The sequence below is a fragment of the Clostridioides sp. ES-S-0123-01 genome (genome assembly GCF_020658415.1).
In the GTDB taxonomy this organism is placed as follows: Bacteria; Bacillota; Clostridia; order Peptostreptococcales; family Peptostreptococcaceae; genus Clostridioides.
Window position 1 is genome coordinate 488,656 of record NZ_JACVWD010000001.1, and the last position, 25,412, is coordinate 514,067.

Below are 25,412 nucleotides of genomic sequence, written 5' to 3' on the forward strand. Positions count from 1 at the left end.
TTAGGAATACATTCATATTATATTATCCCATATTTAAATAATCAAAACAAATTACTATTTCTTATGAATTTATATAATTCAATATCTTACTCTCGACAAGTATTTATTGAAATACAAAACTAGAATACTTCTTTATCAATATTTCAATAATATTTTCTTTTCTGATAAAATCTCTTCTATAAATCTCTTCTATACTAATTGTAGTGACTTTTCTTTAAACCACATTATGACAGTAATAATTGTTGCACATACATCTGCTACCAATTGAGTTGCAATAAGACCTTTCATCCCCCATAAATTTGTGAAGATCAACAGAAATGGAATGAACAGCAAACCTTGACGACATATACTTAGCATACCACCTTGTTTTGCCTTTCCAATTGCTAAAAAGTAATTTCCTATGACAATTTGAACCCCTAATGTCATAAATGAAATAGCATCAACAATTAAAGCAGTTCTTCCAATTTCCAATACTTTAACTGATTCTTGATTAAATATATAAATAAATTGCTTTGAAAATAAAATGCACAAAGTTCCAAACAATACATTTACAACAGTACTCCAATATATTGCTGTCTTAGTAGCTCTTTCAACTCTATCTATTTTTCCTGCACCATAGTTATATCCAATCAGAGGAGAATAACCTTTTAAAAAACCATATAAAGCATTTGATTCCAAAGACATAAGGCGATTAACAATTCCCATAGCTGCAATAGCAGCTTCTCCAAATGGTTTAGCAACAATATTAGTTAAACTCACTGCCCCACCAGTCAAAAATTGGAAGAAGCAAACTGGTAGACCGATTTTGAAAATCTCTGTGTAAATAGTACGCTTGATTTTAAAATAACTAAAAGAAATTTTCAAAAATGTATGCCCTTTTAAAATATAAAATCCATAAAATGAGGTAGAGACAAGTTGTGAAATTAATGTTGCAATAGCTGCACCAGAAACTCCCATATGACATCCAAATATTAAAACTGGGTCTAATATGAAGTTTGTTAATCCACCAAGCAACATAGCAGTCATACTAAATGAAGAACTCCCTTCTGCAACTATCATATTATTCATCATTATATTTAAAACATTGAATATAAGCCCCAAAATATATATCAAACCATATTCTCTTACATAATAAAGTGTGCTATCTGTTGCCCCTAAAATATTCATAAGAGGATTAAAAAATAATAGCATAATTGTAACCAAAACAGTGATTAAAAATATACCTGAAAAGAAAGCTATACTACTACAAGCCTTTACTTCCTCATATTCTTTTTTACCAAGAAGCCTTGAAATATAAGAACCTGCACCACTTCCAAAAAGCAATCCTATTCCAGTACCAACCATAGTTAATGGATATACTAAGGATACTGCAACAGTTTGCAGTGTCCCCAAACGACCTACAAAGAAAGCATCAACAATATTATATAATGCTGATACTATCATCCCCATCATAGTAGGCATTCCTAATTTTAACAGTGATTTCCTTACATCTTCTTTTTCTAAAAGATAGATTCTTTTTTGATTTCCATTCATATCAATCATCCTTTCAAATGTTTTGTTTCAATACAGTATAGTTACTAAACATATTTTCAAAAATAATTGCTACCCTCTACGATAGCAATTTTTTCACACACAGCTATTACTTTTCTTCTAATTTTTTATCAATACTTTCTTCAAAAGCAGAAAAATAACTCAACATATACTCATAAAAAGGCTCTGGCATATCATCTAACAGTTTTAGTGATTCATCATTAGTTTGCTTATGATATTCTTGATGAGCTTTATAATTTTTCATTCCATCATCTGTAAGGCTCAAAACTACTTCTGTATCAGAATCAGGAGATACTTTTTTTACTACAGTTCCTTTATCTACTAGTTTATAAATCATCTGAGAAGCTGCTCCTTTTGTAATACCCAAAACATCTGCAAGAGATGTAATGTTTATTCCAGGATTATCACCAACAGCTGATATTGTATGAATTTCTGATTTTGATAATAGAATCTCTGTTCCATAAGTTCGCTTTTTATCTTCCCACTGATTGTATTTGTGAATAATACGTTCCATCAATGTAATTAGTTTAGAATAATCTCTCATACTTTCACCTCTATTTGTTTAGTTTCATCACTGTTTAGTTACTATACATATTATATCTTTACTTATCAATTGTCAAGTTTCTCTTTAAGAAATATCCAAGGATTTATTTTCATAATTGAATGAATCCTTATTTCTGAACCTCCATATAAAAAAGGAGTACTATTTTTTGTACTCCTTTTTTATAAATTTTATTTTTTATATAGATTAAGATTACTATATTATCTTAATCTTCCAAATTGTTAATTTGACTTAAAATTATAAATTGGTTTCAATATATTAATTATGTCAACTGTTTCTCTTATATTTTCTACAATCTCATCAATTGGCTTATACGCTTGAGGTGCTTCATCAATGGTTTTAATATTTACACTCGTTGTAAATACATTTTTCATAGAATCTTCATAATCTTTCATATTTATACTTCTTTTGGCTTCTCCTCTTGAAAGTATACGTCCTGCTCCATGAGGTGCAGAATTAACCCAATCTAAATTTCCTTTTCCTACTCCCAAGATAACACCATCTCTCATATTTATAGGAATCAATAACTTTCTTCCTTCATATGATGCTATAGCTCCTTTTCTTAGTATTCTGTTTTCAATTTCTATATAATTATGTATAGTTTGAAAATGGTCTAAATCATTGAACTTAAGACCTATACATTCTTCAATTATTCTTTTAGCCATTGTATTTCTGTTTAGTTCAGCATATTTTTGTATAATATCCATATCATGAAGATAATCTTCCATCAATTTTCCTTCTAAATAGCATAAATCTTTTGGTATTTTAGGGGTAAAATTATGTTCTTCTTTAAGCGTTATCAATGCATCCTGAATTTCTTCTTCTCTATTTTCCTTTTTGTACTGCTCAACAAGTCTTTTACTGTCTTCATCAAAGCTATTGCTAATTCTGACATAGTAATCATAAGCTTTTTTTTGGTAGTATTTTGCTACCCTATTGCCAAGATTTCTACTACCAGAGTGTATTATTAAATATTTATTTTTTTCACTATCTTCATTTAACTCAATAAAATGATTTCCCCCTCCAAGGCTTCCAATAGCTCGATTATATTCCTCTGTAGCTTTTCCTATACCTTTTATACAATATAATGATTCTATCTCTTTTTTATAGTTTGCTTTACTATATTTATTTATATTAAATCCATGAGGTATTTTTTTTCTTATAAAATCATCTATCTGTTTCAAATTCAAATCAACTTTACCCAGATTTACACATATAACCCCACACCCTATATCTACTCCAACAAGATTTGGGACTATTTTATCTTGTATTGTCATTACAGTACCTATTACACAGCCAGAACCTGCATGACAATCTGGCATTATTCTTATCTTAGATTTTGTTGTAAATTCCTGATTACATAATTCTATTATTTGACTTATTGTTGTACTATCTACATTATCTGTAAATATTTTTGCTTTATTGTATTTTCCTTGAATCTCTAGCACTAATACCACATCCTTCTAAACTATATATTAATTTTAATATCATATTCTGTTAAAAAAATATATTCAAATAAATTTTATATAAAAAATAATAACAAAAATATTGCTTTTATTTTTATATAATCAAATTTATAATGTATTAAAAATAACATAAAAATGTCCATCTTTCAATATATATACTTTTCTTATGTGATATCATTGTAGATTTCAAATTTTTATTCATTTAAATATATTCATTATTTTTTTACTATTTTTGTAAAACCAATCCCATAGTCATACTATCATCAGAATATGCTTCACCTTTGACATTATTAAAAATTTCAATAGATTTAAAGCCAATATCTTTAATTTCTCTAAAAAAACTCTCTTTTGAAAAGTATTTATTCCAAATATAAAATACATTTTCACTTCCTTCTGTTATAACAAGAGTTTGTTCTAATGTATTGTAATCACTATATTTGCAATTATCTTGTATACACATATATCTTTCACTACTCCAAAATCCTCCATTTTCATTTATTTCCCATGTTTTAACTTCTTTAAAATCATCGTATTTATTTATTGTAAATACATCTAATATCAACTTTCCTCCAGGTTTTAAACTCTTGTAAATATTCTCCATCAATAGACTTCTGTTTTTAGTTGATAAAGCTCCATAATCACAATAAATTAAAGTAGCTATATCAAATTCTTCACTGTAATTCATATTTAAATAACTTTGAAATAAATATGTTATATTTAGATTTTTCTTTTCATTTCTACTTTGTGCATAATTAATAGAACGTTTTGAAAAATCAATTCCAGTTACTTTATAACCTTTCTGTGCAAATCTTTCTGAGTATAATCCTGGACCACATCCTAAATCGATTAAATTTGGATACTTATCTGGAGATGCAACTTTAACTATCCAATCTACAGAATCATTAATAAAGTCTAGACTTCTACTTGCTCCTTCAAAATCAACATCTAAATGTGCTTTTAATAACTGTTTTGAGATATATTCATCATCCCAAAAATTAACTTTACTTTCCTTATAAAGTTCTGGTTTTTCTAAATACATGCATAATTTGTTTAACAAAACATACCACTCCTTAAAATTTATTTATAAAATAAAAAAACCACAGATTTTACTCTGTGGTTTAACTTCAAAAAGATGAGTTTAAATAAGAGTAAAATAGAATCAAATATTTTTAAGCACAACAATAAAACTATCGCTTTATTTTGTTTACTTATTAAATTTGATTTTATTTACTCTTTTCCAGCAATACTTACATCAACGATTTTATGATATCAAGTACCCCGAACAACATCATCCTTTCATATTTTTATTTTATAGATGTATTGTATACTTACTATCTCTATTTGTCAATAAATTTCAGTTTAAATAATTTATAATATTAAATTAAAAAGTACACTATTGTATCTAAAATTAATCAAAAAAAGACAACTGAATATCGCTTGAATGTTTTAATTTTTCTTTCATTACTTTGTCATAACTACTTGATAAAGAATACTTATTTCTAAGTTGATTGACCATTTTATAAAGTTGGTTTTTATACTCTTTATTAGCTGAACCTGTACTGTACAATACTGATAATTTATCAAATAAATTAGGAAATTCTTTTTTAATGAATTCAAAAAAAACACCTCTAGTTATACCTCTTAAATACAGAGTTCCAGGTAGCACATAGTGTACATTACTTTCTTTTGCATATCTAAATAATGAATTTATGTTATCAAAATTATCTGTAATATAAGGTATGATTGGCATAATATGAAGACCAACTGAAGCGTTAGTTTTTCTAAATTCTTTTAACATTTCAAATCTTCTCATTGAATCTACTCCATTTGGCTCAATGAGCTTTTGTGTCTTTTCATCTACAGTCGTAATTGTAGATGCTATGTTAATATATGTAATTCTAGATAATTTATCAACCAAATCATAATCTCTTAAAATTAAATCCGATTTTGTAGAAATAATTGCTGGGGTTTTATATTTGATTAATAGATTCAATATTTCTGGCATAATTTTATACTCAGCTTCTATAGGTTGATAACTATCTGTCACTCCACCTATATTAATTACTTCTCGCTTCCACTTATTGCTACTCAATTGTTTCTCAAGCATTTCTACTATATTTGTTTTTACATAGATATCTTCAAAATAATTATTAGAATTAATATACTTATGTGAATAGATAGCATAACAATATTTACATGCATGTTCACATCCACGATAAATATTTAAATCCCATTTATATGGAATACTTCTTTTTAGTTTATTGCAAGCAGTTTCACAATTTATTGGAATATATTTTACTTTATTATACAAACAATCACCTCTTTACATCTAATAATATCATAATATTAAATTATAGTAATTAAAGTAAGTTATTACCATGCCATAATTCATAGTCATCACCGTATTTACAAAGTAATATATCCCATTCATTCATGGATATTCCTCCACACACTGCTTTTTCTTCTAAATTATATAGACATTGCTTTAAATATATTTCATTATGCCAATCTCTATATAAATTTTCTAAATTTAGATTATATACTACAGATACATCCATTGAGAAATTGTTATTGTTCCATTTTAGCATTTCTATAAACTTAGTTTCATTAGGTCTATAAGCCCTTTTTACCATTTCATCATGTACAACTTTAGCATAAAACTTAAATTCATCAATACTATAATTTAATACTTTATTTACTAATAGATGATTTGGAGTACCTTTTTTCTCTATAGAACCTTTTATAGCGAATAGTTCTCTCCATTGACTTACTAATTGATTTTTTGGTAATACATCAATCAAATCTTTATGCCATAATCTCATAATCTAACTCCTCACTATAAAATATTATCTAAATTTAGTACTTAAATTACCTTATAGTTTTACACGTTCAATAATTTTATCTGTAAAAACTATGCCATCCAAATGGTCTATCTCATGACAAAGACATTTTGCCATAAGTCCTGAACCTTTAATTATTATTTTCTCACCATTCTCATTTAAAGCTTGAACTGTAACTTTTTTAGGTCTTTTTAATTTTCCCCATACATCAGGAAAACTTAAACAACCTTCAACAACAATTTGCTCTCCTTCTTCTTTAATAATTTCAGGATTGACAAGTTTAATAAGTCCCTCTCCTAAATCTATAACAACTAAACGTTTTAATATTCCCACTTGGCATCCAGCTAAACCCCCACCATTTGGTGTATTGTACATGGTTTCTGCCATATCATTTAATAGGTCTCTTATCTTATTATCTACTTTTTCTACATTCTTACTCTTTTTTCTTAAAATTTCATCGTCAAAAGTTCTAATCTCTCTTAGAGCCATAATATTCCCCCCTACTTATCTGAGCTCTTGATTTTCTCTCACTTTGTTCAAATAAAAATATACTTTCTATTGGTTCATTAAAAACTCTTGAAATATCATATGCTAACCATATTGAAGGTTCATTTTTTCCAGTCTCTATAGCATTTATAGCCTGCCTAGATGTTCCAACTAATTCTCCTAGTTGTTCTTGTGTTAACCCCAATTTTTCTCTTAATACCTTGATTTTATTTTTCATATATACTCCATTCATGTAATGTTAACCTTACATTTAAACTGTAACATTTTCTAATTTTTATGTCAAGTCAACCTTACATTTATTTTGATAATCTATTTAACTAGATATTTTTTTATTGAATTTTTTAAGTAATAAAACAATCCAAATTAATGATACAATAAATGAGATAAAAATATATATGTAGTTACTATCTTTAAATGCCTTTGCTAACCAAAATGATGGTAAGAAAAGTAAAATATATTGTATTTTATTTAAAATAAAAAATGGTGCTGTAATACCTAACATAAAAAGTCCTGATAACTTTGTAAGTGCCATACCTTCTAATTTATTTGATGATAAAGAAATTATTAATATTGATATAATAATTCCCTGAGTCAAAGATACTAAAGAAATTGCCAAATTTAATAAAAAAGAAATTTTAGTTAGCGAAAAAGTTAATAATAAAATTACTGTAATGGCAAAGGCTAATATAGCTGGTATTCCAAGTCTTGAAATAAGATAACCACTTTTTCCAATAGGAGTGATTATCAAATACTTTGAAATATTATCATCAATTTCTCCTAACATAACCATAGTAGAAACAAAAAAGAACATAAAAGGTGTTATAAAAGCTAAAAGCAAGTCAAATACTAAAAAATATGGTTCTAAAGTTAATTTATAATAAGAACTATCAATTAATATATTTTGAATTAATGGTATTCCAACTTTTATAAGTCCTCCACATAATATTGGAGAAATACATACTACAAAAAGCATAGCATCACCTTTTATTTGCTCAAATTCTTGTCTAAAAGCATTAATAATTTTTATCATAACTTTATACCACCTACCTTTTTCCAAATACTACAAACAAAATAATATGTTATAAAGTAAACTATTATAGTCATCAATATTAAAATTAATATATTAGTTACTAAAGAATTTTTATCTCCACTAATAAGAGAAATACATATATTAAAAGGATACAAGTTGGTGAATACACTTAAATCCATCAATACATTAATTATTGGTGGCACAAAGCAGACAATCTCAATAGGAATAGTTAAAACAATAAATTGATTTAAACTTGATGCTCTACTTGCAAGTATAAGCCCAAGTAATGAAAATATTATGGATGCAAAGAAAGTTCCCATAATTACTATCAAAATATTATTTAAATTTGCTGTAATTGCAATTACCATAGATACAATACTAGATATTATTGACAATGAAATCACCTTTGATAAAATATATTCTGATATTTTTATGGGAGATACAGCTAGGGAATTTAAAACTCTTTGACTCTTCTCAAGAAGTACAATTGCTCCCATAAAAAATAGTCCCATTGCCGCTGGGTCAGAATAAATCATAATTATAGCTACCTTTTCTCTCAATAATGGTGGAAAGGCATTAAGCAAACAAATATATACAATACTTAAAGTAACATATAAAAAATAAAATCCATATTTAAATTGAAACTTTACATCTCCTAAGATAAGATTTTTTAATCTCATTGTAAATTCCTCCCTGTTATCTCAATAAAAATATCATTTAATGTCGGTTCACTGCTATGTATTGATAAGAGCTTATTTTCCTTAATAAGCATATTTAATTTTTTGTCATTACTAGTATCATTTAAAAAACATTCAGAAGTTTTTTCTTCATTATCAAAATCTTCATTATCAAAATATGTATATCTAATTTTAACAGCACCTTTTGACATAATAAGATTATGTGGTGTATCTAATGCAGATATTTTCCCATTTACAATGAATGCTACCCTATCACAAAGTTCTGTTGCATCCAACATATTATGAGTTGTTAAAATAATAGTTTTACCTTTAGATTTTTCTGACAAAATCATATTTTTCATAATCTTACTATTTGATGGGTCAAGTCCACTTGTTGGTTCATCTAAAAACAATATATCTGGATTATGTAATAAAGCTTTTATAAAATTTAGTCTTGATTTCATACCCTTTGAATATTCTGATATTTTTTTATTTGCTTCACTTTCTAATCCTACTGATTTTAGTAGTTCATCAATTGGTAATAATTTTTTAGAATATAAAGATCCAAAGTATTTTAAATTTTCTATTGCAGTTAATTTTTCATATAAACTAGGAAATTCAAAATCAACGCCTATATTCTCATAAAATTTATTTGAATGTTTTTTGCTTTCTATTCCATTTACAAATACACTTCCTTCATAATTGGTTATCATACCAATTAGAATTTTTTGTAATGTTGATTTACCTGCTCCAGATGGTCCTAAAAATCCTAGTATTTCTCCTTTCCCTACTTCAAAATTAATATTTTGTAAAAATTTTTTATTTGTATAACTAAATGATAAATTATCAACTTTAATCATTTTTATCCCGCCTTTTTATATATTTGACTATTTTAACTATATAGTCAATAAAAACCAATTTTTTTGTTTGTTAATACTTTTTAGTAAAAATATTAGCAAACAAGTTTAAAAATTTATTCCATAAGTTGTATAACTAGACCTCTTATCATCAATCTTAAAGCATCATCAAAGCAATTCTCACCAACTTCATGTTTGTATAACATAGTAAGAAATACTGCTCTAAACGCACCACTAAAGTTTTCTACACTTTTATTTTTTGCATTTGGAATATAAGATATCATCTTACTAATTTCAAAATCATCATGTTTAAAATGTTCTTCAATTATAGAATCTGGTAATTTTCGCATTAGTATTTCAAATTCTCCATTAATTAACAGATTTAAAATTGAAGTATCATCAACTAACTTATAAAATTTCATAAATATATCTGTCAACTGCTCATATGTAACACTGTCATCAAGTTTTTTTAATTCATATAACATTTGATTTTGTATTGAATCATGTATATCTCTCAATACTTCAAAAAAAAGTAATTCTTTAGATTTAAAAAACAGATAAAAAGTTCCTTTTGGAATATTTGCTCGTCTTACAAGCTCATCAACAGTAGTTTTTCTAATACCATATTGCTCAATGCACAAACTAGCTTCTTCTTTAAGTCTTTTAACTATGTATTCTCTTTCTTTATCAGAATATGATTTAGGCATCCTTTCACCTCCTATTTGACTAAATTAATCTTTACAGTCAATATAATTCATTTCCACTTTAATGTCAATAAATTTCTTAATTCCATTAAAAATCTTCGAAAATTCTGAATTTTATATAGCTTTTTTTATGCTATAATGTTATAATTAAAATATAAATAATATATTATTCTATTTTCATATCTATTTGCTTATTTTTTAACTTAGTTTCTAATAGCAGTAATCATATTTATCTTTTTAAAAGTTCCATTTTTAATAAAAAATGAAGGAGTTGATTTTATGACTACTACTACAAAAAATCGTTTTTATGATTTTGTTCAAGAAAACTTAAATAAATATGTTGAAGTAAATTCTTATTTTAGCAGTTGCCCTTTATATGGGGAAATTATAGAAGCAGACAGCTTATCAATTACACTTTGTTCAAGATATATAGACGAATCTAATCCATCTTTAAACGAGACTTACACACTATATTTACCACTTAGCTCTATAATAGCTATTAGAACTATATAAAAAGGTTAATTAAATACAGGTTATTTTTATATAGGATGTAAGACTTTCTATATAAAAATAACCCTTTTCTATTTATACACTTAAAATATTAATACATATATTTAAAGCTGTAAATAGAATCTTATAATTATTGATTGTTTCAGTTATCAATAATTAAAATAACTATTTACAGCTTACATTTGACACTCTCTACTAGAAATATATTAATCTACTAGTATCTATCTTATTTAGCACTTTTTAATTTTACTAACTCCTTAAAGGCGTTTTGATTTGCACCTCCACCAACTTGAGTTGCTTTTTCTAAAGTTTTATTTTTAAGAACATCTTTTTGACTATCAGCTAATTTATCACCAACCAAAATTACTGGTGACGCATTTTTTGCTCCTAAAGGGCCAACTGCTAATCCATCTATTAAATCATTTTGACTCTTGATTCCATTTTTAACTACATATGCATTTTTCAAAGTATCTTTTTTATAAAAATTATCTATTATCTTTGAATTCGTTTCGTCTCTGCTACTACCAGATAATCTAGTGGGATTTTTAAGTTTACTTTCCAAACTAGTTGATAAAGATACTGTACCACCAATAATATAAGACTTCTCTATATTTAGTGAGTTTAAAAATTCATCTGCTCCTTGTAATTCGCTTTTTTCATTTGCAAGTATAATTGGAATATTATTTTCTGCTGTGGCTGCACCTACACTAATTGCATCAGCCAAACCTTTTACACCATTTACAACAGCTATTTGAGAAACATTTTTTATACTATTTAGTTTTTGAGCTAATAGCAAGCTTGTCTTATATCTGTCACTTCCTGATATTCTTTCAGTTGATATATTTAAGTTTTTTAATTGTTGTTCAGTTTCTTTACTTATGGAATTTTCTCCACCTATTAAGTATACTTTTTTTGCACCTAATCTCTGTATTTCAGCTTTAGTTTTTGAATTCAAAGCTTCCTTTTGTGTTAATAGTATTGGTGAATTGATAGCAGATGTAAAAGGAGTTGCTGCCAATGCATCCACTATTGAACTTCCATTTACTAAAACTACATTTTCTGAAGAACTAAAGCCATTTTGACTAACTTTAATGGCAGTTTCATATCTATCACTACCAATTAAAGATTCATTTGGAATACTTTCCCCAGAAGATTTTTCTGTAACAGCTTTTATAGTAAAGTTACATGGATAAAACTTGCTATCTCTATTTATATCATAGAATTTTCCAGTACTATCTATAATGTAACTTTCTCCTAAGTTTGCTTTTGCTTTAAACGTATCGTAACCTGGAACATTTGATTCTGAACCTATAGTTGATTCTCCACTTTTATCTTCTATGCTAACTACTATAGCACCTTTTCCTTCTGGTATATCAAAAGAATCGATTGGAACTGTTATGTATCCCGAATATTGTGTAGTGCCCTCTTTTAATTTTTTCATGTTATTTTCTTGAGGTATGCTATTTACTACTGGAGCATAATATATTTCATACTTAGCTCCTATACTCTCAGTTAAAAACATTACAGACTTTAGAGTCTCATCTCCCCTATTAAAGTCAAATACATTTGCAGCTGTTATCTTGTTTGAAATTAAAGGAACAATACTTGCATAGTCATGTTGATACATTTTTTCATCATCATTTGGTTTTTGACCTCCTCTGATTGAGAAATTATCTATATCAGACATAAGAGTCTTATCTTCATAAGATATCCAGAAGTATCCGCGTTCAGAATTATAATCTCCCCAACTATTTTTTATTAGCCATGCACCATTTTTTGATGGTCTATTGCTTGAATTAAAGTTATCCTTAGAATAATTGTCATCCCAACCTACAACTGAAATAGCATGGTTAGTGTTAAAACTTTTTGTTGGACAATAATATGAATTTTGGTCTTCACTTTGATACCTAATATCTTCATAATAACCTGATGTTACTGCTCCATACTGTAATATAGCATTTTTTGTAGAGTTCATATCATTACTTACACATACAGCATCTGTTACATTAAAGACAGTTGGTGCTGTATTCATATTAACTGGTTTTGTTGCTCCTTGTGCTTTAGATATTTTACCATTATATGGAATATCTTTTTCCAATTTAGGACCTGACCAAGATGTTAAGTATCCCATAGCTTCATAATTTAAAGCACCATCCATATCATTTACAGTCCATCCATATTCACCTTCTGAAGCCCACCATCTTAAATGTTCTTCTGATAAATCATAGTCTCCATAATTCTTCAATTTCAGGAAACTTTCTAAAGTTGCCATAGCTGCAAAGTCCCAGCATATTCCAAGATTTTCTTGATTTTTTATTGATGTCATTAATCCTAACTTTCTTGGGTCATAAGATGCTGGAGCTGTTCTTCCTTTGCTTTGAACTTTAGTACCTTCCAATTGATATGGATTTGGTATAATACCATTATATTTTTCTGTACGTCCATTTTTAGCATCTTCTAGATATTGTTTATAGGTCTCACTGTATTCAGCTTTTTTTATCTGATTCAATGTATTTCCATTTTCAGCTGACACAGGAATCGTTGACATTACTAAAATAGAAATTAAAAATAATGCAATAAACCTTGATGCTTTTCTTGAAGCAAACTTTTTCATACTTTCTCCCCCTAACTTCGAGCTAATTTTTAAAGATTTAATACTATATATGACTAAATATTGATTATTTCTAAATATATAATCATTTAAATCAATTATACCAAAGTTTTCCTTTAAAAATAAATAGAATAAAATAAAAAGCTGAAATTATCTTGGATAACTTCAACTTTTTATTTTATTATTTAAGATATTTTTATTTAAATCCAATTACTGCAGCTCCTAGAGCCCCCATTATCTGAGTATCTTCTGCAATAAATATTTTTTTATCTAATATTTCTTCTATCATTTTTACTAGCACTTTACTCTTTGCAAGGCCTCCAGTAAATGCAATTTCATCTACTATTTCTCCTCTTGCTAGCATTGATGTTGACTTATTTGCAATAGATTTAAGTATTCCTGCTGCTACATCTCCAGTAGAAATATTTTGAGCTAAGAGACTTACTATTTCTGACTCTGCAAAAACTGTACACATACTAGATATATTAACTGGTTCATTTCCTTGAGCTAGTGTATCAATACTTTCTATATCACTCCCCAAAAGATTAGAAGTAATTTCTAAAAACCTACCAGTACCAGCAGCACACTTATCATTCATTATAAAATTAAATACATTTCCATCTCTATCTAAATTTATAACTTTACTATCTTGGCCACCTACATCTAAAATAGTCCTTACATTCTCATTTAAAAAGTACACTCCTCTAGTGTGACACGTTATTTCTGTTACTTTCTTATCAGCAAAGTCCATTACTCCTCTGCCATAACCTGTGCCTACTACTTTTTTTATATCTTTTTTATCAATTCCATCGCTTAACAACTCATAAACTTGTTTAGATGTACTTTTAGGGCTCCATCCAGTTGGTATAATTATTTTTTTGACAATTTTTTGACCATCAAATAACACACCTTTTGTTGCTACTGACCCTGAGTCCACTCCTATACTAAACATAAACCCTCCTATTATTTATTCCTATAACATCTCCACAAACGCTTCAAATCTAGTTCTTAATTGTTCAGTGTCTGATTTTGAATAATCAGTTTCAAGAGACATAAATGGCTTATTTTTTTCTTTTGTAACAAATTCTCTTACTCTGTAACTTTCTATATTAAATGTATGACAGGCTTGTAAAACTACATCTATTACACCATCTACATTATATTCATCTATTATTCTATCTAATAGTTCAATTCTATGGTCATTGTTCATCATACAAGAGCAACCTATATTTATGTATTTTTGTGTTAAAGCATCATACACATCTTCATTTTCTTCATCAACTAATAAATCATTTGATCTTATAGCTCCACAAAGTTCATATGCAACAACTGATGCTCCAGCATCTTCTAAAGTTTTAACTATTTTTTCACTTATTCCACCAATTGGAGAACCTGTTATAAGAATTCTTGGTTTATCTTTTGTAATTGGACATTCTCCTTTTTCATATCTTTCTTTCATATCATCTATAACTTTTCTTAAAGATTGTTTAAGTTCAGCACGGTCAAATTTAAAACCTGCTTGATATAGAACATTATGAAGTTCAAGACCTGTAAGTGCAGATGGTTGTAATTTACCAAGTGCATAAAACTCTTTTAGAAGTTCTCTTTCTTCATTCTTATCTTTTATAGCAGCTCTTATATCATCTTCTGTTATAGTCACTCCTAAAGACTTTTCAACTTCATCTTTTAATTTTATCATTTCATCTTTCCAAAGCTTATAAGCAAACTCACCTTTTGCAGTATTTGGTAAATGCATTACATATGTTGGTTTAACCTTTGCAAGTTCTTCATACATTTTTTTCTTGCCATCACAGGTAGTTTCTCCTATTAATAAATCAGAAAAATAGAAATATGGACATGTATCTGTTATTGCATGTCCATAACTTGATTTTATTAAAGGACAAAGATTTCTTGGTAACACTTTTTCTGCATCTGGAATTGGTTCTTCACTAACTCCACAAACACCTACTACTGTTGCTCCTGCTGCCATTGGAATTTCAACTGGAGTAAATGTACAGAACACTCCAACCATTTTTTTCCCACTTTCTTTAAGTTCCTTTGCATTTATAAATCCTTTTTGTCTAGCTTCATTAAAACTATCAAATTGTTTTGGTAAATTTGCCATGAAAACATTCCTCCCAATTACTTCTCTTTATAATTCATTTTGTATTTTAAACAGTAAAACTTAAATATTTCCATTAAAATACAAACCTCTACATTAGATTTTATCATGCTTTACCTTTCACTCATCATTGTTTTTATCAATGCAAATCAATATATATATAGATATATTTTATAGTCATTTTTAAAATTTTAACACTTATTAATTAAACTCTCTAATCCTCAATCTATAAGCAAATACTGCTGTTTCATGCAATTTATCAATTAATTTTCCATTCACATAAAATCCTACAAATGCTCCTATTCCAGGCATTAGTTGCAAAAATTTGGCTAAATCTAAATAGTCCCTGTATTCTTGCTGAAATGTTCTCCAATCAAAATCATTGATATCATTTGGTAAATTTTTTATATACTCATCCCAATTATCCATCAATTTAAATGTTGTATTTATATGAGATTGGCTAGAAAAGGCCAACTGCAATATATTTAGTATATAAATTCTTTCTCTATAGTCTTTGACATCATATCCATATATTGAAGCAACATCGTATAAAAATTTTATCTTAATACCTAAAAGTAGAGGAAAATCAGAAAGCCCTAAAAAAATCCCTCCAGCTCCTGTACCTGCTCCTTCAATCATTGCTGTAGTTTTATAATTTTTAGCCTTTTCATCAACTAGCTTTTCCCTTTCCTCTAAAGATATATTTCTAATTGGTGTCTTTGTCGCATATTTATATCCAAACAATACAGTTTTTGTCATTCCTTTTATTGAAGAAGTCATTATTTCATGGTATTTATCTGGCAAGACTCCATTGAATTTATTTTGTATACCTTTTGACGCCTTATCAAATATAGACGGTTTTTTTAATATATCTTTCTTCCATTGTTCTAATTCTTTTTTTGCTAATTCATTATAAGAAATCTCTTTATAATTTTTCAAATTTATCTCCTACTCTAAAATACAAATTTAATTAACTTACTTAATTGATTTAAAGTTATAGTTCATTTAACCTACTAAATTAGACTGTATAAATATTTTTTAGTCTCCTTATCTGCAAAACTTGCTTCTACTGTGTTTTTATAAATTATTTTATAGTCTTCTAAATTTAGATTAAATATATCAAATATTAGATTTAGTTCTGAATTTAAACTTATATCTGACACAGTTCTATTATCAGTATTTATGCTTACATTCAAATTATCTTTATAAAAATCGTAAAATGGATGACTTTTATAAGAATCTACTGTCTTAGTTTGTACATTACTGGTTGGACATATTTCCAGTAATACTTTTTTATTTTTAACTAAATCATATGCATCTTTTTCTCCATTAATTTTTATACCATGGCCAATTCTATCTGCCTTTAAAATATTTATAGCATCTAGTACATTTTTTCCACTTGCAGCTTCTCCTGCATGTACTGTAACTTTATATCCATAATCTCTTGCCAATTTAAAAGCTTCTTCATATTCACTGCAAAATCCGTCCTTCTCTGGACCACATAAATCTACTGCTACAACACCTCTATTTATAAAAGATTTACCTGCTTCAATCACCAACAATGCCTCTTCTGAGGTCATTGTTCTCATACAACCTAATATTAAATTCCCTTTTACATCATAAATACTTTCAGCATCTCTAATTCCTTCAACCACACTTTCAATTATACTTTTAGCACTCAATCCATTTTGAGTATGAAGTAATGGAGCAAATCTAATTTCTATATATTTAATATTTTCTTTACTTACATCCTCCAAAAGTTCAAAAGTAATTCTTTTTAAACTTTCTTTAGATTGCATAACTTTTAGAGGTAAATCAAATTTTTTTAAATATTCATCAAGTGAAGTACAATCATGTGGAACTTTTGATAATTTTTTTATTTCATCAATATTATCTGATGGTAAGTCTATTTTCTCTTTAAGTGCTATATCAAATATAGTTTCTACTCTAACACTTCCATCTAAATGGCAATGTAATTCTATCTTAGGTAAATTTTCAAACATTTTATCCTCCTTTTATACTTATAAATAATATATTCTATTGATAAGTTTTTAAGTCTTATTTCTATTATAACAATATACTAAAATTTTTCATGTTAAAAGCTGTGTATTAGTAAAATATTCTCATTTAATTTATAATTATCTAATTATATCCATTGATTTTTTTTAATATACATTTATTAATATACATTTGATAGTAAAAATTCCATTACATAATAATTTAAATTATATAAAGGCAATTTTAAATTTTTAAATTACAAAGGAGGACTTATTTTGATTACTTTAACTTTTAATACTATACAAACTTTAACCTTATCTATGCTATTCTTTTTAATTGGTAATCTGTTAAAGAATAAGATTAAATTTTTAAATAACTTCTGTATACCTGCACCAGTAATAGGAGGTCTATTATTTTGTTTTTTAAATTTATTTCTTAAATACTTTCATATAGCAGATATCTCTGTGAGTGGAAACTTAATGCCAAATTTCATAACTTTCTTTTTTACAACTATTGGACTTGAAATAAGCATAAACCTTATAAAAAAAGGTGGTAGTGTATTATTTAGATATTGGATTTTATGTGGAATATTAGCATTTTGTCAAAATATCATAGCCATATCAATATCAAAAATTATAAAACTTGAACCACTTTTAGGACTTATGTGCGGTAATGTATCTATGGAAGGTGGTCATGGTTACTCGGCTGCATTTGGGCTTACAATAGAAAGTCTTGGTATAAATGGTGCAGTTGGAGTTGGCTTATCGGCTGCAACAATAGGTCTTATTATAGGCGGGATATTGGGATGCCCTGTTGCTAGATTTCTAATAGAAAAGTATAAATTGCAACCTTCAACAAAAGCAGATTTATCAAGCCTTAAATATAAAAAAGATTCAATGAGAGTAATGAATAAATTTTTTAGAAACAGGAATAAAATAATCCAAAATAACTCGTCCCAAAAGATAACTCCTACTATATTTTTGGAGCAAGTTCTTCTTATATTTATTTGTATAAATACAGGAGAAATTATAAGCAGAATATTTTATATGACATGTAACATTCTTTTACCTTCTGTTGTGACTTGTATGTTTTCAGCAGTTATTTTTAGAAATTTAAATGACAAAATAAATATACTAGAGTTAAATTTTAAACTTATAGAGTTTCTAAAAGAACTTTCATTAGGAATTTTTCTAACATTATCACTTATGAATATAGATTTATTTGAATTATCAACATTATTGCCTCCAATTCTTCTAATAGTAACTTTTCAAGTAATCTTTATAATTTTATTTTCAATCTTTATTTGTTTTAAGATACTTGGAAAAGATTTTGATTCTGCCATCATAATAAGTGGCTTAATTGGACATGGAATAGGTGCTACTCCAAATGCTTTAGCCAATATGAGCTCTTTAACACAAAAATACGGAGATTCTCCAAAAGCGTTTTTGGTTGTTCCCTTAGTAAGTGGTTTTTTACTAGATGCCATTAGTATCCCTTGTATACTATTTTTTATAAACATACTAAGCTAGTATGTTTATTTTTTGTTATATATTGACAATTTAGCTTTTTTATTATATATTATAAGTATAGAACTTGATAATGATTTTCATTAGGAGGTGTTAATAATGACTGTTTACAACTTAAAACTTGGACAAAAGGGAATTATAGATAATATAGCTGGGAATGAAAAACTTATGAAGAGACTTCTTGCTTTAGGATTAATAGATGGCACTGAAGTTGAAGTAAAAAAAATAGCCCCTCTTAATGATCCTATAGTGATTAGATTTAGAGGATTTGATTTAGCTATTAGAAAATCTGATGCAAAAAATATAAATTTAAAAAATAATTAATATAAAATAAAAATAAGAAAAGAGATTTTAAAATCTCTTTTTTTATTTGCATTAAAAACATTTGTATTAGAACCATAAGTAATCTTAAGAAGATAGCCACTGACATTTATATTTGGTATAAAATTTAAAATAGAAATTCATAAATAGTAGTTATAAAGCTATATTTAAATTTGTATAAATATAGTATATTTATTTACATTTAATATATTTATATAATTATTCCTTAAGAATATAAAATACTAATTAATATTTCAACAAGTTGATTTTCTAGATACACTATATAGGTCTATTAAATTTTACTTTTAAATTTTTATCGTCTTGAACAAGACTATAAGTATTGTCCCATTGTTCTTCTTCATTGCTTTTTTCAAAAATATCATATGGTGTTTTTGCATTTTTATTATTAGAATTTTCTTCTTTTCTATCTAATGTACTATTCTTCACTTCAGAAACAGTATTTTGTCCTCCCTCTGACTCTTGTGCTTTCTTTTCTTTTAATTCTTGAATTTTACTTTCGATTTCTTTTATTTCTTTTTTTAAATTTTCTATTTTTGACTTAGCCATTTCATTATCAATACTTTTATCGTTTTTAACTTTCTCCAATTCTTCTTGCAATACTTTTTTTTGCTGTTCTAAACTTTGTATTTCACTTTGGTTATTACCTGAACTGTCTATATTAGACATCCTTGGTGTCTGACCACTTATACTTTCAATTTTCATTTTAGTAACCTCCTATTTCTATATGTTAAATTTTTCATTTATATATACTTTTATTTACATATATAATATTGGTTACAAATTCTATTTTCAAGTTAATTGTTCTGAAATGTCAGTATAGTGTAATGAAATAATTAGTAATATATTTATTTGAAAATAATCTGATGTATTCTCTATACTTATAGCTCCCTGGTATTTCTTAGCAACCTCTCTTATATTTGAAATTCCGATACCTGAACCACTTGTGTAATTATTTGCTGCATTATAACTATTCCTTATTTCTATCATAAAAAATCCACCATCTAGTTTAGTTGATAGTTTTAAATATCTATTTCGTTTATCTACAAATTTACAAGCTTTAATTGCATTGTCAATAGCATTGGCAAATACTATACAGAGGTCAACATCATTTATACTAGTATTACTTGGTATAATTACGTCACAATCCACCTGTATTCCTAATTGTTTTGCTATGCTTAATTTATTGTTGAAAAGGGCATCAATTACAACATTTCCTGTATTACAAGAAAATGATAGGTCACTGGTTATTTTTTCGAGTTTATTTAGGTACTCTTGTGCTTTTAAAATTTCGCCTTTTTTTAGCAATCCATTTACAATAGCTAAATGATTATTAAAATCATGCCTAAAAGACATCGTTTGTGACAATCGAGATTTTGCTTCTTCAATGTAATTTTTTTGAGAATGAATTTGTTGGTTTAAAATCGCCTTATTTTTCTCTTCTTTTAAATATTGCATCAATTTCTTAAACTCAAATAAAGAGAAAAAAACACATATAATTCCAATTGAAGAAAAAAGGAAAGCTTGAATTTCTTTAGTAAGAGATGTATTCATTAATAATTTTACAGTTTGAAGTTTTGTATCGATATTTATCGTTGAACTTGAATAACCAGTATGCTCAAATGATTGCCAAAATAATATTATGAGTAACAATGGCATTATCAAAATTATTGAATATCTATCAAATTTTACAGTTTTAATATTAAATTTTTTAGCACTATACCAATATATAAATCCAACTATTATAATCGTAATAAAAAATGAAATCTCTGTATTTATAACAAATTTATAAATATTTATATCTGTATTATTTATAAATAGTAAGTAATTAAATGGAGCTATAAATCCATATGCTAACTGCTCAATTATATATACTAATAGAGATAATACTATAGATAAAACTGTAGATTTTTTTATTACATACTTTACAAACAAAAAAGTCAGTAGAAAAAATATAAGCCGTGAATAAAATAAATTATATAAATTAAAATATGTATTTATACTAATTGACAAAACTGATACTAACAAGTATAAACTACAGTCCCCAAATTTCGACTTAGTATTTGTAAAACTAATTAGAAAGTAATATTGCAATACTGCCATTAGACTTCTATCTACTGCAAAAACGAACAAAATACTATATTCTAATAATACATTAGAAGAAGATAAATTAGCCATGCTATCTCCTCCTATTTTTCATATTTTCAAGCATAGCTTCAGAAAATTCTTGTTGACGTAACCTAGAAACAGGTATCATATCTCCATTTTCCATAACTACATTACCATTTTCATAGCTATATACAGCTTGTAAATTAATTATATAACTACGATGACATCTAAAAAAATTTATTGGTAAACTTCTTTCTAGACTATCAATAGTTTCATAATAATCAATAATTTCTTTTTTTAAATGGATATAAATCTTTCTTTTTATAACTTCACAATATAAAATATCTGCTATTTTTAACCTCCAATATGAGTGCCCTTTTTGTATTGTTATATAATTTTTTTCATTACTATCCAGCTTTATAATTATTCTATCCATTGTCTTAGATAGTTTTTCATTAGATAATGGTTTGAGCAAGTAATTTATAGCATCTACTTCAAAAGCATCATATACAAATTCCTTTAAAACTGTCACAAAAATTATAAAACAATCATTATCATATGACCTTAGTTTTTTAGCTGCTTGCATTCCATTAATACCTTCCATCTGTATATCTAAAAAGATAATATCAAATAATTCATGATTATATAATAGAGTCTCAGCTTTATCAAAAAGCTCTATATTATATAATAAATTATTTTTATTCATATATAGCTCTATATTTTCTTTTAAATCATTTAGCATATACGATTCATCATCACAAATAGCAATTGAAATCAATATGTAACACCTTCTTTCTCATATTATTTTATTATATAAAGTTAACTTCTTTCTTTCAATTAATCTGTTCTAGTATGCTTAATATATGTTCCAAAGTGAATAACTTTACGTTTCATAGTATATCTAATTTAAATTTATGTATCAATACTCTAAATTTAATTTTCCATTCTAGTAAATTTAAAAACAAACAAATATATTTAATATTTTTAAATTACTTAAAATTACTTAATAAAAAAAGATATCATAAAATAATTTTTAAAAACTATTTCATGACATCTATTTTAATTTAAGTGTTGTGCTATATTTTTATTATTCAAATACTGTTTGGTCTTCTACATCTTCTTTTAATGAATTTAAGGCTTTTAAAACTATGTTCTTTCTAATTTTTTTACTTTCTTCTTCTCCTAGCTTTGGATTCCCAAGTGGGTATGGTATACCTACTGCTGGAACAATTCTATTTGCTCCTATTGTAAGTGATATTGGTACTACAGTACAAACATGGACAACTGCTATACCTGCTCTTTCAATCTCTTTTACCATCGTTGCTCCACAACGAGTACAAGTGCCTCATGTAGATGTTAAAATTACAGCCTCTACTTTATCTTCTACCAATTTTTTAGAAAATTCTTCTCCAAATCTCTTAGAATTACCCACACTTGTTCCAGTACCTGTAGTGGTTATAAAGTAATTTGCCAACTCTCCAATCACACCATCTTTTTCAAATTCTCTAACCACATCTAATGGCACAACTAAGTTTGGATTTTCAAGTACATATGCTCTATCATAACCTCCATGTATAGTTGTAAAATCTTTATTTGACATAGAATTCATACCTGTTAAATCATAAATACCATACTTAGTAGCACTTGAAGATTCGATTTTATCTGGATTATCAGTTGGAACTATCCCCCCAGAAGTTACTAATGCAAGTTTTATTTTAGATAAGTCTTTGATAGCCTTTACAGGTGCAACTCTATCGAATTCTGGCATTGGATATTCAGTTTCAAATTGTTCTCCATTCATTTTCTTAACCAGCATTTCAATTGCTCTTTCAGAACCTCTAAATTCATGGAAGAAATTTTTTCTTATTCCCCTCATTATATATCCTTCTACTTTGGGAGGTCCTACTTCTTCACCCTTAACTAATTTAATCCCTAGTCTTGACATTATTGGAACTACCTTTCTAAGACTAGCTGCTGAATTTCCTGTAGCTATTATGTGTAAATCTAGTTTAAACATATCTACACCTGGATTTTCTTTATACATTCCTGTAACTACAGGAATATTTAATTCTTCTTCAACAGCTTTACAAATAGTTCCACAGGCTACTCCATATCTCCCTGCATTAAATGCTGGCCCTGCAATAAATAAATCAGGTTTTTCTTCTTTTATCATTTTTAAAAGTTCTCTAGTAGCATTTTCAATATTTTCTCCAAAATATGTGTCTCCACAAATTACAGTTGAAACTATCTCTGCTTCATCTTTGAATTGACTTTGAAATGCCATTCCAGGTCCTACTACTCCCTTTCTTTTTTCTGGTGGAATATCTGCTTTTTCTTCTCCTCCTATACCAGCAAAGAAATTATTTATATAGTGAACAACTCTGATTTTACTCATATCTTAATCCTCCAAATCACTTTATAGTTATTACATCAATTAAGTTAATAATGGTATTAACAATAACCTATACTCAAATATTTATTTAATAATATCTTGCTGTCAAATGATTGTAACCATTTGCTATAGTTGATGCTATTATAATCTGTAATTCTGCATCCATACTTCCATCATCATTTAAGCATCCTTTATACCCACCAATCATCATTTCAACATAATCCAAAGTTCCTATAACTTTTTTCATAGCAGGAAAATGGACTACTAAGTTTCCCTGACCACAAGAAACAAGTGCATCTGCCTCTTTAGTAGCATCTGCTATAGATTGACTCTTTCCATCTTTTCCAGGAAACTCATCAGTTATTAAAACTACACTTGCTCCAACTTCACTACATTTTCTACAATTCATCATAAGGTCAGTGTCTGGATTTCCGTATCCTTCTTCTGTTACTAATACTCCATCAACCCCTAAAAATTCTACTAACTTTGCAACCATATCAGAACTTCTTTCTTTGTCAACTAAAAATACATTTTCATTAGTTAAAATTACACCTATAAAATTTAAGTCTTTTCCATGTCTTTTATATAAGTCATGTATAACTGGATTATTTAAATGGTGGAAAGTAGTCACTTTATCACATGGTGCAACACAATTACCAGATATTATGGCTCCATCCATTATTTCAGTTGGATACATAAATGTTGGAACTATTTGTTTAGCATCAACTCCATAATAATAAGTATCATGTAAAAGTCCCTGTGATTGCAACATATGAACATATGCTACTGTTGGTAGGTCTGGATATTCTTTCACTTGTTTTAATAGTGGTTTTGTTTCATATACTATTATTTCATCTGGTTCAATTTCCTTGCCTGCTTCTCCTATATAGGCGCCTATCTTTAATCCAACTATTCTAGCTGCTTCTTCATAATCATGAGTTTCTATTCCCTCTTTTGCTTTTATAACAATACATACATTATTTGTTTTTGAAAAAGGTGTATATTTAGCAGTAGGACCACTCATATCAATTACACCTTCCTGAAACCCGACTATATTTCCACAAGTTATAACACAAGTTCCTGAAAGGACATGAGTTCTTCCACTTCCTACAGTCTTTACTTTGTTAATAATTCCAGGAAATATTTTGCTTTCATCTCCAATTTTAACTCTAGGTTCTATAACATCTTTAACTGGTGCTATTCTTATTGATTCACCAGGTCTTGCAAGTTCAACATTTACACTTACAATTCTTTCATCTTCTAAAGCTATCTGTTCTATTTCTTTACCATTCACGTATAATATGCCATCTTTTACTTCTGTTTTCTCGCCAAATTCAACGTTTTTTATAAATATATTCCCTAGCTCTAACTTCATATGAAAATCCCCCTTAATACATTTAATCGCAATTAAAAATATCTATTATTACGTTTATTTATATACAAAGCATTTTATATGCCAATTATTTAAAATATAGCTTTTTTATGTTAATGCTATAGATATTTTCATTTTTTACTTATATAAACATTGAATTTACCTATAATTATTGTAAGTCTTAAATTTAAAAATTATAATAAAAAAAATAAGTAGAATTTTTCTACTTATCTTTTAAT

The 25,412-nt window shown here is 27.1% G+C and carries 25 protein-coding genes; 3 read left to right on the plus strand and 22 right to left on the minus strand.

The window, feature by feature from the left end; translation table 11 throughout:
* Positions 1 to 189: 189 nt before the first annotated feature.
* The 12 genes from IC175_RS02150 to IC175_RS02205 form a co-directional block, all read right to left on the minus strand.
* On the minus strand, positions 190 to 1,533 hold the full coding sequence (locus IC175_RS02150) for an MATE family efflux transporter (RefSeq protein WP_227851048.1): 1,344 nt from the start codon (positions 1,531 to 1,533) through the stop codon (positions 190 to 192).
* Positions 1,534 to 1,639: 106 nt separating this feature from the next.
* Positions 1,640 to 2,095 carry a MarR family winged helix-turn-helix transcriptional regulator gene (locus IC175_RS02155; protein ID WP_227435888.1) on the minus strand — a complete coding sequence of 152 codons (456 nt, stop codon included), beginning with the start codon at positions 2,093 to 2,095 and terminating at the stop codon, positions 1,640 to 1,642.
* A gap of 239 nt (positions 2,096 to 2,334) precedes the next feature.
* Positions 2,335 to 3,561 (minus strand): RtcB family protein, encoded by a 1,227-nt coding sequence (locus tag IC175_RS02160; protein ID WP_227483150.1) that lies wholly within the window; start codon positions 3,559 to 3,561, stop codon positions 2,335 to 2,337.
* A 244-nt stretch (positions 3,562 to 3,805) separates the two neighbouring features.
* Entirely contained in the window at positions 3,806 to 4,636 is an 831-nt protein-coding gene (locus IC175_RS02165) for a class I SAM-dependent methyltransferase (RefSeq protein ID WP_227483151.1), read from the minus strand.
* A 351-nt stretch (positions 4,637 to 4,987) separates the two neighbouring features.
* Positions 4,988 to 5,890 (minus strand): SPL family radical SAM protein, encoded by a 903-nt coding sequence (locus tag IC175_RS02170; RefSeq protein ID WP_227834428.1) that lies wholly within the window; start codon positions 5,888 to 5,890, stop codon positions 4,988 to 4,990.
* Between the two features lie 49 nt (positions 5,891 to 5,939).
* Positions 5,940 to 6,401 carry a pyrimidine dimer DNA glycosylase/endonuclease V gene (locus tag IC175_RS02175; RefSeq protein WP_227435873.1) on the minus strand — a complete coding sequence of 154 codons (462 nt, stop codon included), beginning with the start codon at positions 6,399 to 6,401 and terminating at the stop codon, positions 5,940 to 5,942.
* Positions 6,402 to 6,452: 51 nt separating this feature from the next.
* A complete protein-coding gene (gene def, locus IC175_RS02180; protein ID WP_227435871.1) occupies positions 6,453 to 6,908 on the minus strand; it encodes a peptide deformylase in 456 nt (151 codons plus the stop codon).
* Complete coding sequence (locus IC175_RS02185; RefSeq protein ID WP_227483153.1) at positions 6,889 to 7,143, minus strand: helix-turn-helix transcriptional regulator; 255 nt, start codon at positions 7,141 to 7,143, stop codon at positions 6,889 to 6,891. Before IC175_RS02185 ends, def begins: the two co-directional genes overlap by 20 nt.
* Before the next feature lie 96 nt (positions 7,144 to 7,239).
* The gene (locus IC175_RS02190) at positions 7,240 to 7,956 is read right to left on the minus strand and encodes an ABC transporter permease (RefSeq protein WP_227851049.1); all 717 of its coding nucleotides are present in this window, start codon (positions 7,954 to 7,956) and stop codon (positions 7,240 to 7,242) included.
* Entirely contained in the window at positions 7,953 to 8,636 is a 684-nt protein-coding gene (locus tag IC175_RS02195; RefSeq protein ID WP_227483155.1) for an ABC transporter permease, read from the minus strand. Before IC175_RS02195 ends, IC175_RS02190 begins: the two co-directional genes overlap by 4 nt.
* Positions 8,633 to 9,493, minus strand: a complete 861-nt coding sequence (locus tag IC175_RS02200) for an ABC transporter ATP-binding protein (protein WP_227851050.1) — start codon at positions 9,491 to 9,493, stop codon at positions 8,633 to 8,635. The genes IC175_RS02195 and IC175_RS02200 overlap by 4 nt, the downstream gene beginning before the upstream one ends.
* Positions 9,494 to 9,606: 113 nt before the next feature.
* Complete coding sequence (locus IC175_RS02205) at positions 9,607 to 10,197, minus strand: TetR/AcrR family transcriptional regulator (protein ID WP_227823843.1); 591 nt, start codon at positions 10,195 to 10,197, stop codon at positions 9,607 to 9,609.
* Between the two features lie 276 nt (positions 10,198 to 10,473).
* Here IC175_RS02205 and IC175_RS02210 point away from each other — a divergent pair, with 276 nt between their 5' ends.
* A complete protein-coding gene (locus IC175_RS02210; RefSeq protein ID WP_227433254.1) occupies positions 10,474 to 10,707 on the plus strand; it encodes an ATPase in 234 nt (77 codons plus the stop codon).
* 223 nt (positions 10,708 to 10,930) lie between these two features.
* Here the strand turns inward: IC175_RS02210 and IC175_RS02215 are convergent, their stop codons facing one another.
* The 5 genes from IC175_RS02215 to add all read right to left on the minus strand — a co-directional run bounded on the left by IC175_RS02215 (position 10,931) and on the right by add (position 17,440).
* Complete coding sequence (locus IC175_RS02215) at positions 10,931 to 13,318, minus strand: cell wall-binding repeat-containing protein (RefSeq protein WP_227851051.1); 2,388 nt, start codon at positions 13,316 to 13,318, stop codon at positions 10,931 to 10,933.
* A 193-nt stretch (positions 13,319 to 13,511) separates the two neighbouring features.
* The gene (locus IC175_RS02220; RefSeq protein ID WP_227433252.1) at positions 13,512 to 14,267 is read right to left on the minus strand and encodes an acyl-CoA dehydratase activase; all 756 of its coding nucleotides are present in this window, start codon (positions 14,265 to 14,267) and stop codon (positions 13,512 to 13,514) included.
* 21 nt (positions 14,268 to 14,288) lie between these two features.
* A complete protein-coding gene (locus IC175_RS02225) occupies positions 14,289 to 15,440 on the minus strand; it encodes a double-cubane-cluster-containing anaerobic reductase (RefSeq protein ID WP_227483213.1) in 1,152 nt (383 codons plus the stop codon).
* A 198-nt stretch (positions 15,441 to 15,638) separates the two neighbouring features.
* The gene (locus tag IC175_RS02230; RefSeq protein WP_227433250.1) at positions 15,639 to 16,376 is read right to left on the minus strand and encodes an EcsC family protein; all 738 of its coding nucleotides are present in this window, start codon (positions 16,374 to 16,376) and stop codon (positions 15,639 to 15,641) included.
* Between the two features lie 74 nt (positions 16,377 to 16,450).
* A complete protein-coding gene (gene add / locus IC175_RS02235; RefSeq protein ID WP_227831052.1) occupies positions 16,451 to 17,440 on the minus strand; it encodes an adenosine deaminase in 990 nt (329 codons plus the stop codon).
* Positions 17,441 to 17,710: 270 nt separating this feature from the next.
* Between add and IC175_RS02240 the strand changes: the two genes are divergently transcribed.
* Both IC175_RS02240 and IC175_RS02245 read left to right on the plus strand, forming a co-directional pair.
* Positions 17,711 to 18,964: a sodium/glutamate symporter gene (locus IC175_RS02240; RefSeq protein ID WP_227433248.1), complete on the plus strand. Its 1,254-nt coding sequence runs from the start codon at positions 17,711 to 17,713 to the stop codon at positions 18,962 to 18,964.
* A gap of 96 nt (positions 18,965 to 19,060) precedes the next feature.
* On the plus strand, positions 19,061 to 19,285 hold the full coding sequence (locus IC175_RS02245; protein WP_003423664.1) for a FeoA family protein: 225 nt from the start codon (positions 19,061 to 19,063) through the stop codon (positions 19,283 to 19,285).
* 276 nt (positions 19,286 to 19,561) lie between these two features.
* Here the strand turns inward: IC175_RS02245 and IC175_RS02250 are convergent, their stop codons facing one another.
* The 5 genes from IC175_RS02250 to grdG all read right to left on the minus strand — a co-directional run bounded on the left by IC175_RS02250 (position 19,562) and on the right by grdG (position 25,176).
* A complete protein-coding gene (locus tag IC175_RS02250) occupies positions 19,562 to 20,005 on the minus strand; it encodes a FlxA-like family protein (RefSeq protein WP_227433245.1) in 444 nt (147 codons plus the stop codon).
* A gap of 87 nt (positions 20,006 to 20,092) precedes the next feature.
* Positions 20,093 to 21,478: a sensor histidine kinase gene (locus tag IC175_RS02255; protein WP_227851052.1), complete on the minus strand. Its 1,386-nt coding sequence runs from the start codon at positions 21,476 to 21,478 to the stop codon at positions 20,093 to 20,095.
* Between the two features lies 1 nt (position 21,479).
* Complete coding sequence (locus IC175_RS02260) at positions 21,480 to 22,187, minus strand: LytR/AlgR family response regulator transcription factor (protein WP_227845221.1); 708 nt, start codon at positions 22,185 to 22,187, stop codon at positions 21,480 to 21,482.
* 309 nt (positions 22,188 to 22,496) lie between these two features.
* The gene (gene grdF / locus IC175_RS02265; RefSeq protein ID WP_227851053.1) at positions 22,497 to 23,804 is read right to left on the minus strand and encodes a sarcosine reductase complex component B subunit beta; all 1,308 of its coding nucleotides are present in this window, start codon (positions 23,802 to 23,804) and stop codon (positions 22,497 to 22,499) included.
* Positions 23,805 to 23,889: 85 nt separating this feature from the next.
* Positions 23,890 to 25,176 (minus strand): sarcosine reductase complex component B subunit alpha, encoded by a 1,287-nt coding sequence (grdG, locus tag IC175_RS02270; RefSeq protein ID WP_227851054.1) that lies wholly within the window; start codon positions 25,174 to 25,176, stop codon positions 23,890 to 23,892.
* Positions 25,177 to 25,412: the final 236 nt, after the last annotated feature.

Coding starts and splice junctions, on each gene's coding strand:
- IC175_RS02150 (WP_227851048.1), bottom strand. CDS start 1,533: ATGAATGGAAATCAAAAAAGAATCTATCTTTTAGAAAAAGAAGATGTA.
- IC175_RS02155 (WP_227435888.1), bottom strand. CDS start 2,095: ATGAGAGATTATTCTAAACTAATTACATTGATGGAACGTATTATTCAC.
- IC175_RS02175 (WP_227435873.1), bottom strand. CDS start 6,401: ATGAGATTATGGCATAAAGATTTGATTGATGTATTACCAAAAAATCAA.
- def (WP_227435871.1), bottom strand. CDS start 6,908: ATGGCTCTAAGAGAGATTAGAACTTTTGACGATGAAATTTTAAGAAAA.
- IC175_RS02185 (WP_227483153.1), bottom strand. CDS start 7,143: ATGAAAAATAAAATCAAGGTATTAAGAGAAAAATTGGGGTTAACACAA.
- IC175_RS02190 (WP_227851049.1), bottom strand. CDS start 7,956: ATGATAAAAATTATTAATGCTTTTAGACAAGAATTTGAGCAAATAAAA.
- IC175_RS02195 (WP_227483155.1), bottom strand. CDS start 8,636: ATGAGATTAAAAAATCTTATCTTAGGAGATGTAAAGTTTCAATTTAAA.
- IC175_RS02200 (WP_227851050.1), bottom strand. CDS start 9,493: ATGATTAAAGTTGATAATTTATCATTTAGTTATACAAATAAAAAATTT.
- IC175_RS02205 (WP_227823843.1), bottom strand. CDS start 10,197: ATGCCTAAATCATATTCTGATAAAGAAAGAGAATACATAGTTAAAAGA.
- IC175_RS02210 (WP_227433254.1), top strand. CDS start 10,474: ATGACTACTACTACAAAAAATCGTTTTTATGATTTTGTTCAAGAAAAC.
- IC175_RS02215 (WP_227851051.1), bottom strand. CDS start 13,318: ATGAAAAAGTTTGCTTCAAGAAAAGCATCAAGGTTTATTGCATTATTT.
- IC175_RS02220 (WP_227433252.1), bottom strand. CDS start 14,267: ATGTTTAGTATAGGAGTGGACTCAGGGTCAGTAGCAACAAAAGGTGTG.
- IC175_RS02225 (WP_227483213.1), bottom strand. CDS start 15,440: ATGGCAAATTTACCAAAACAATTTGATAGTTTTAATGAAGCTAGACAA.
- add (WP_227831052.1), bottom strand. CDS start 17,440: ATGTTTGAAAATTTACCTAAGATAGAATTACATTGCCATTTAGATGGA.
- IC175_RS02245 (WP_003423664.1), top strand. CDS start 19,061: ATGACTGTTTACAACTTAAAACTTGGACAAAAGGGAATTATAGATAAT.
- IC175_RS02250 (WP_227433245.1), bottom strand. CDS start 20,005: ATGAAAATTGAAAGTATAAGTGGTCAGACACCAAGGATGTCTAATATA.
- IC175_RS02255 (WP_227851052.1), bottom strand. CDS start 21,478: ATGGCTAATTTATCTTCTTCTAATGTATTATTAGAATATAGTATTTTG.
- grdG (WP_227851054.1), bottom strand. CDS start 25,176: ATGAAGTTAGAGCTAGGGAATATATTTATAAAAAACGTTGAATTTGGC.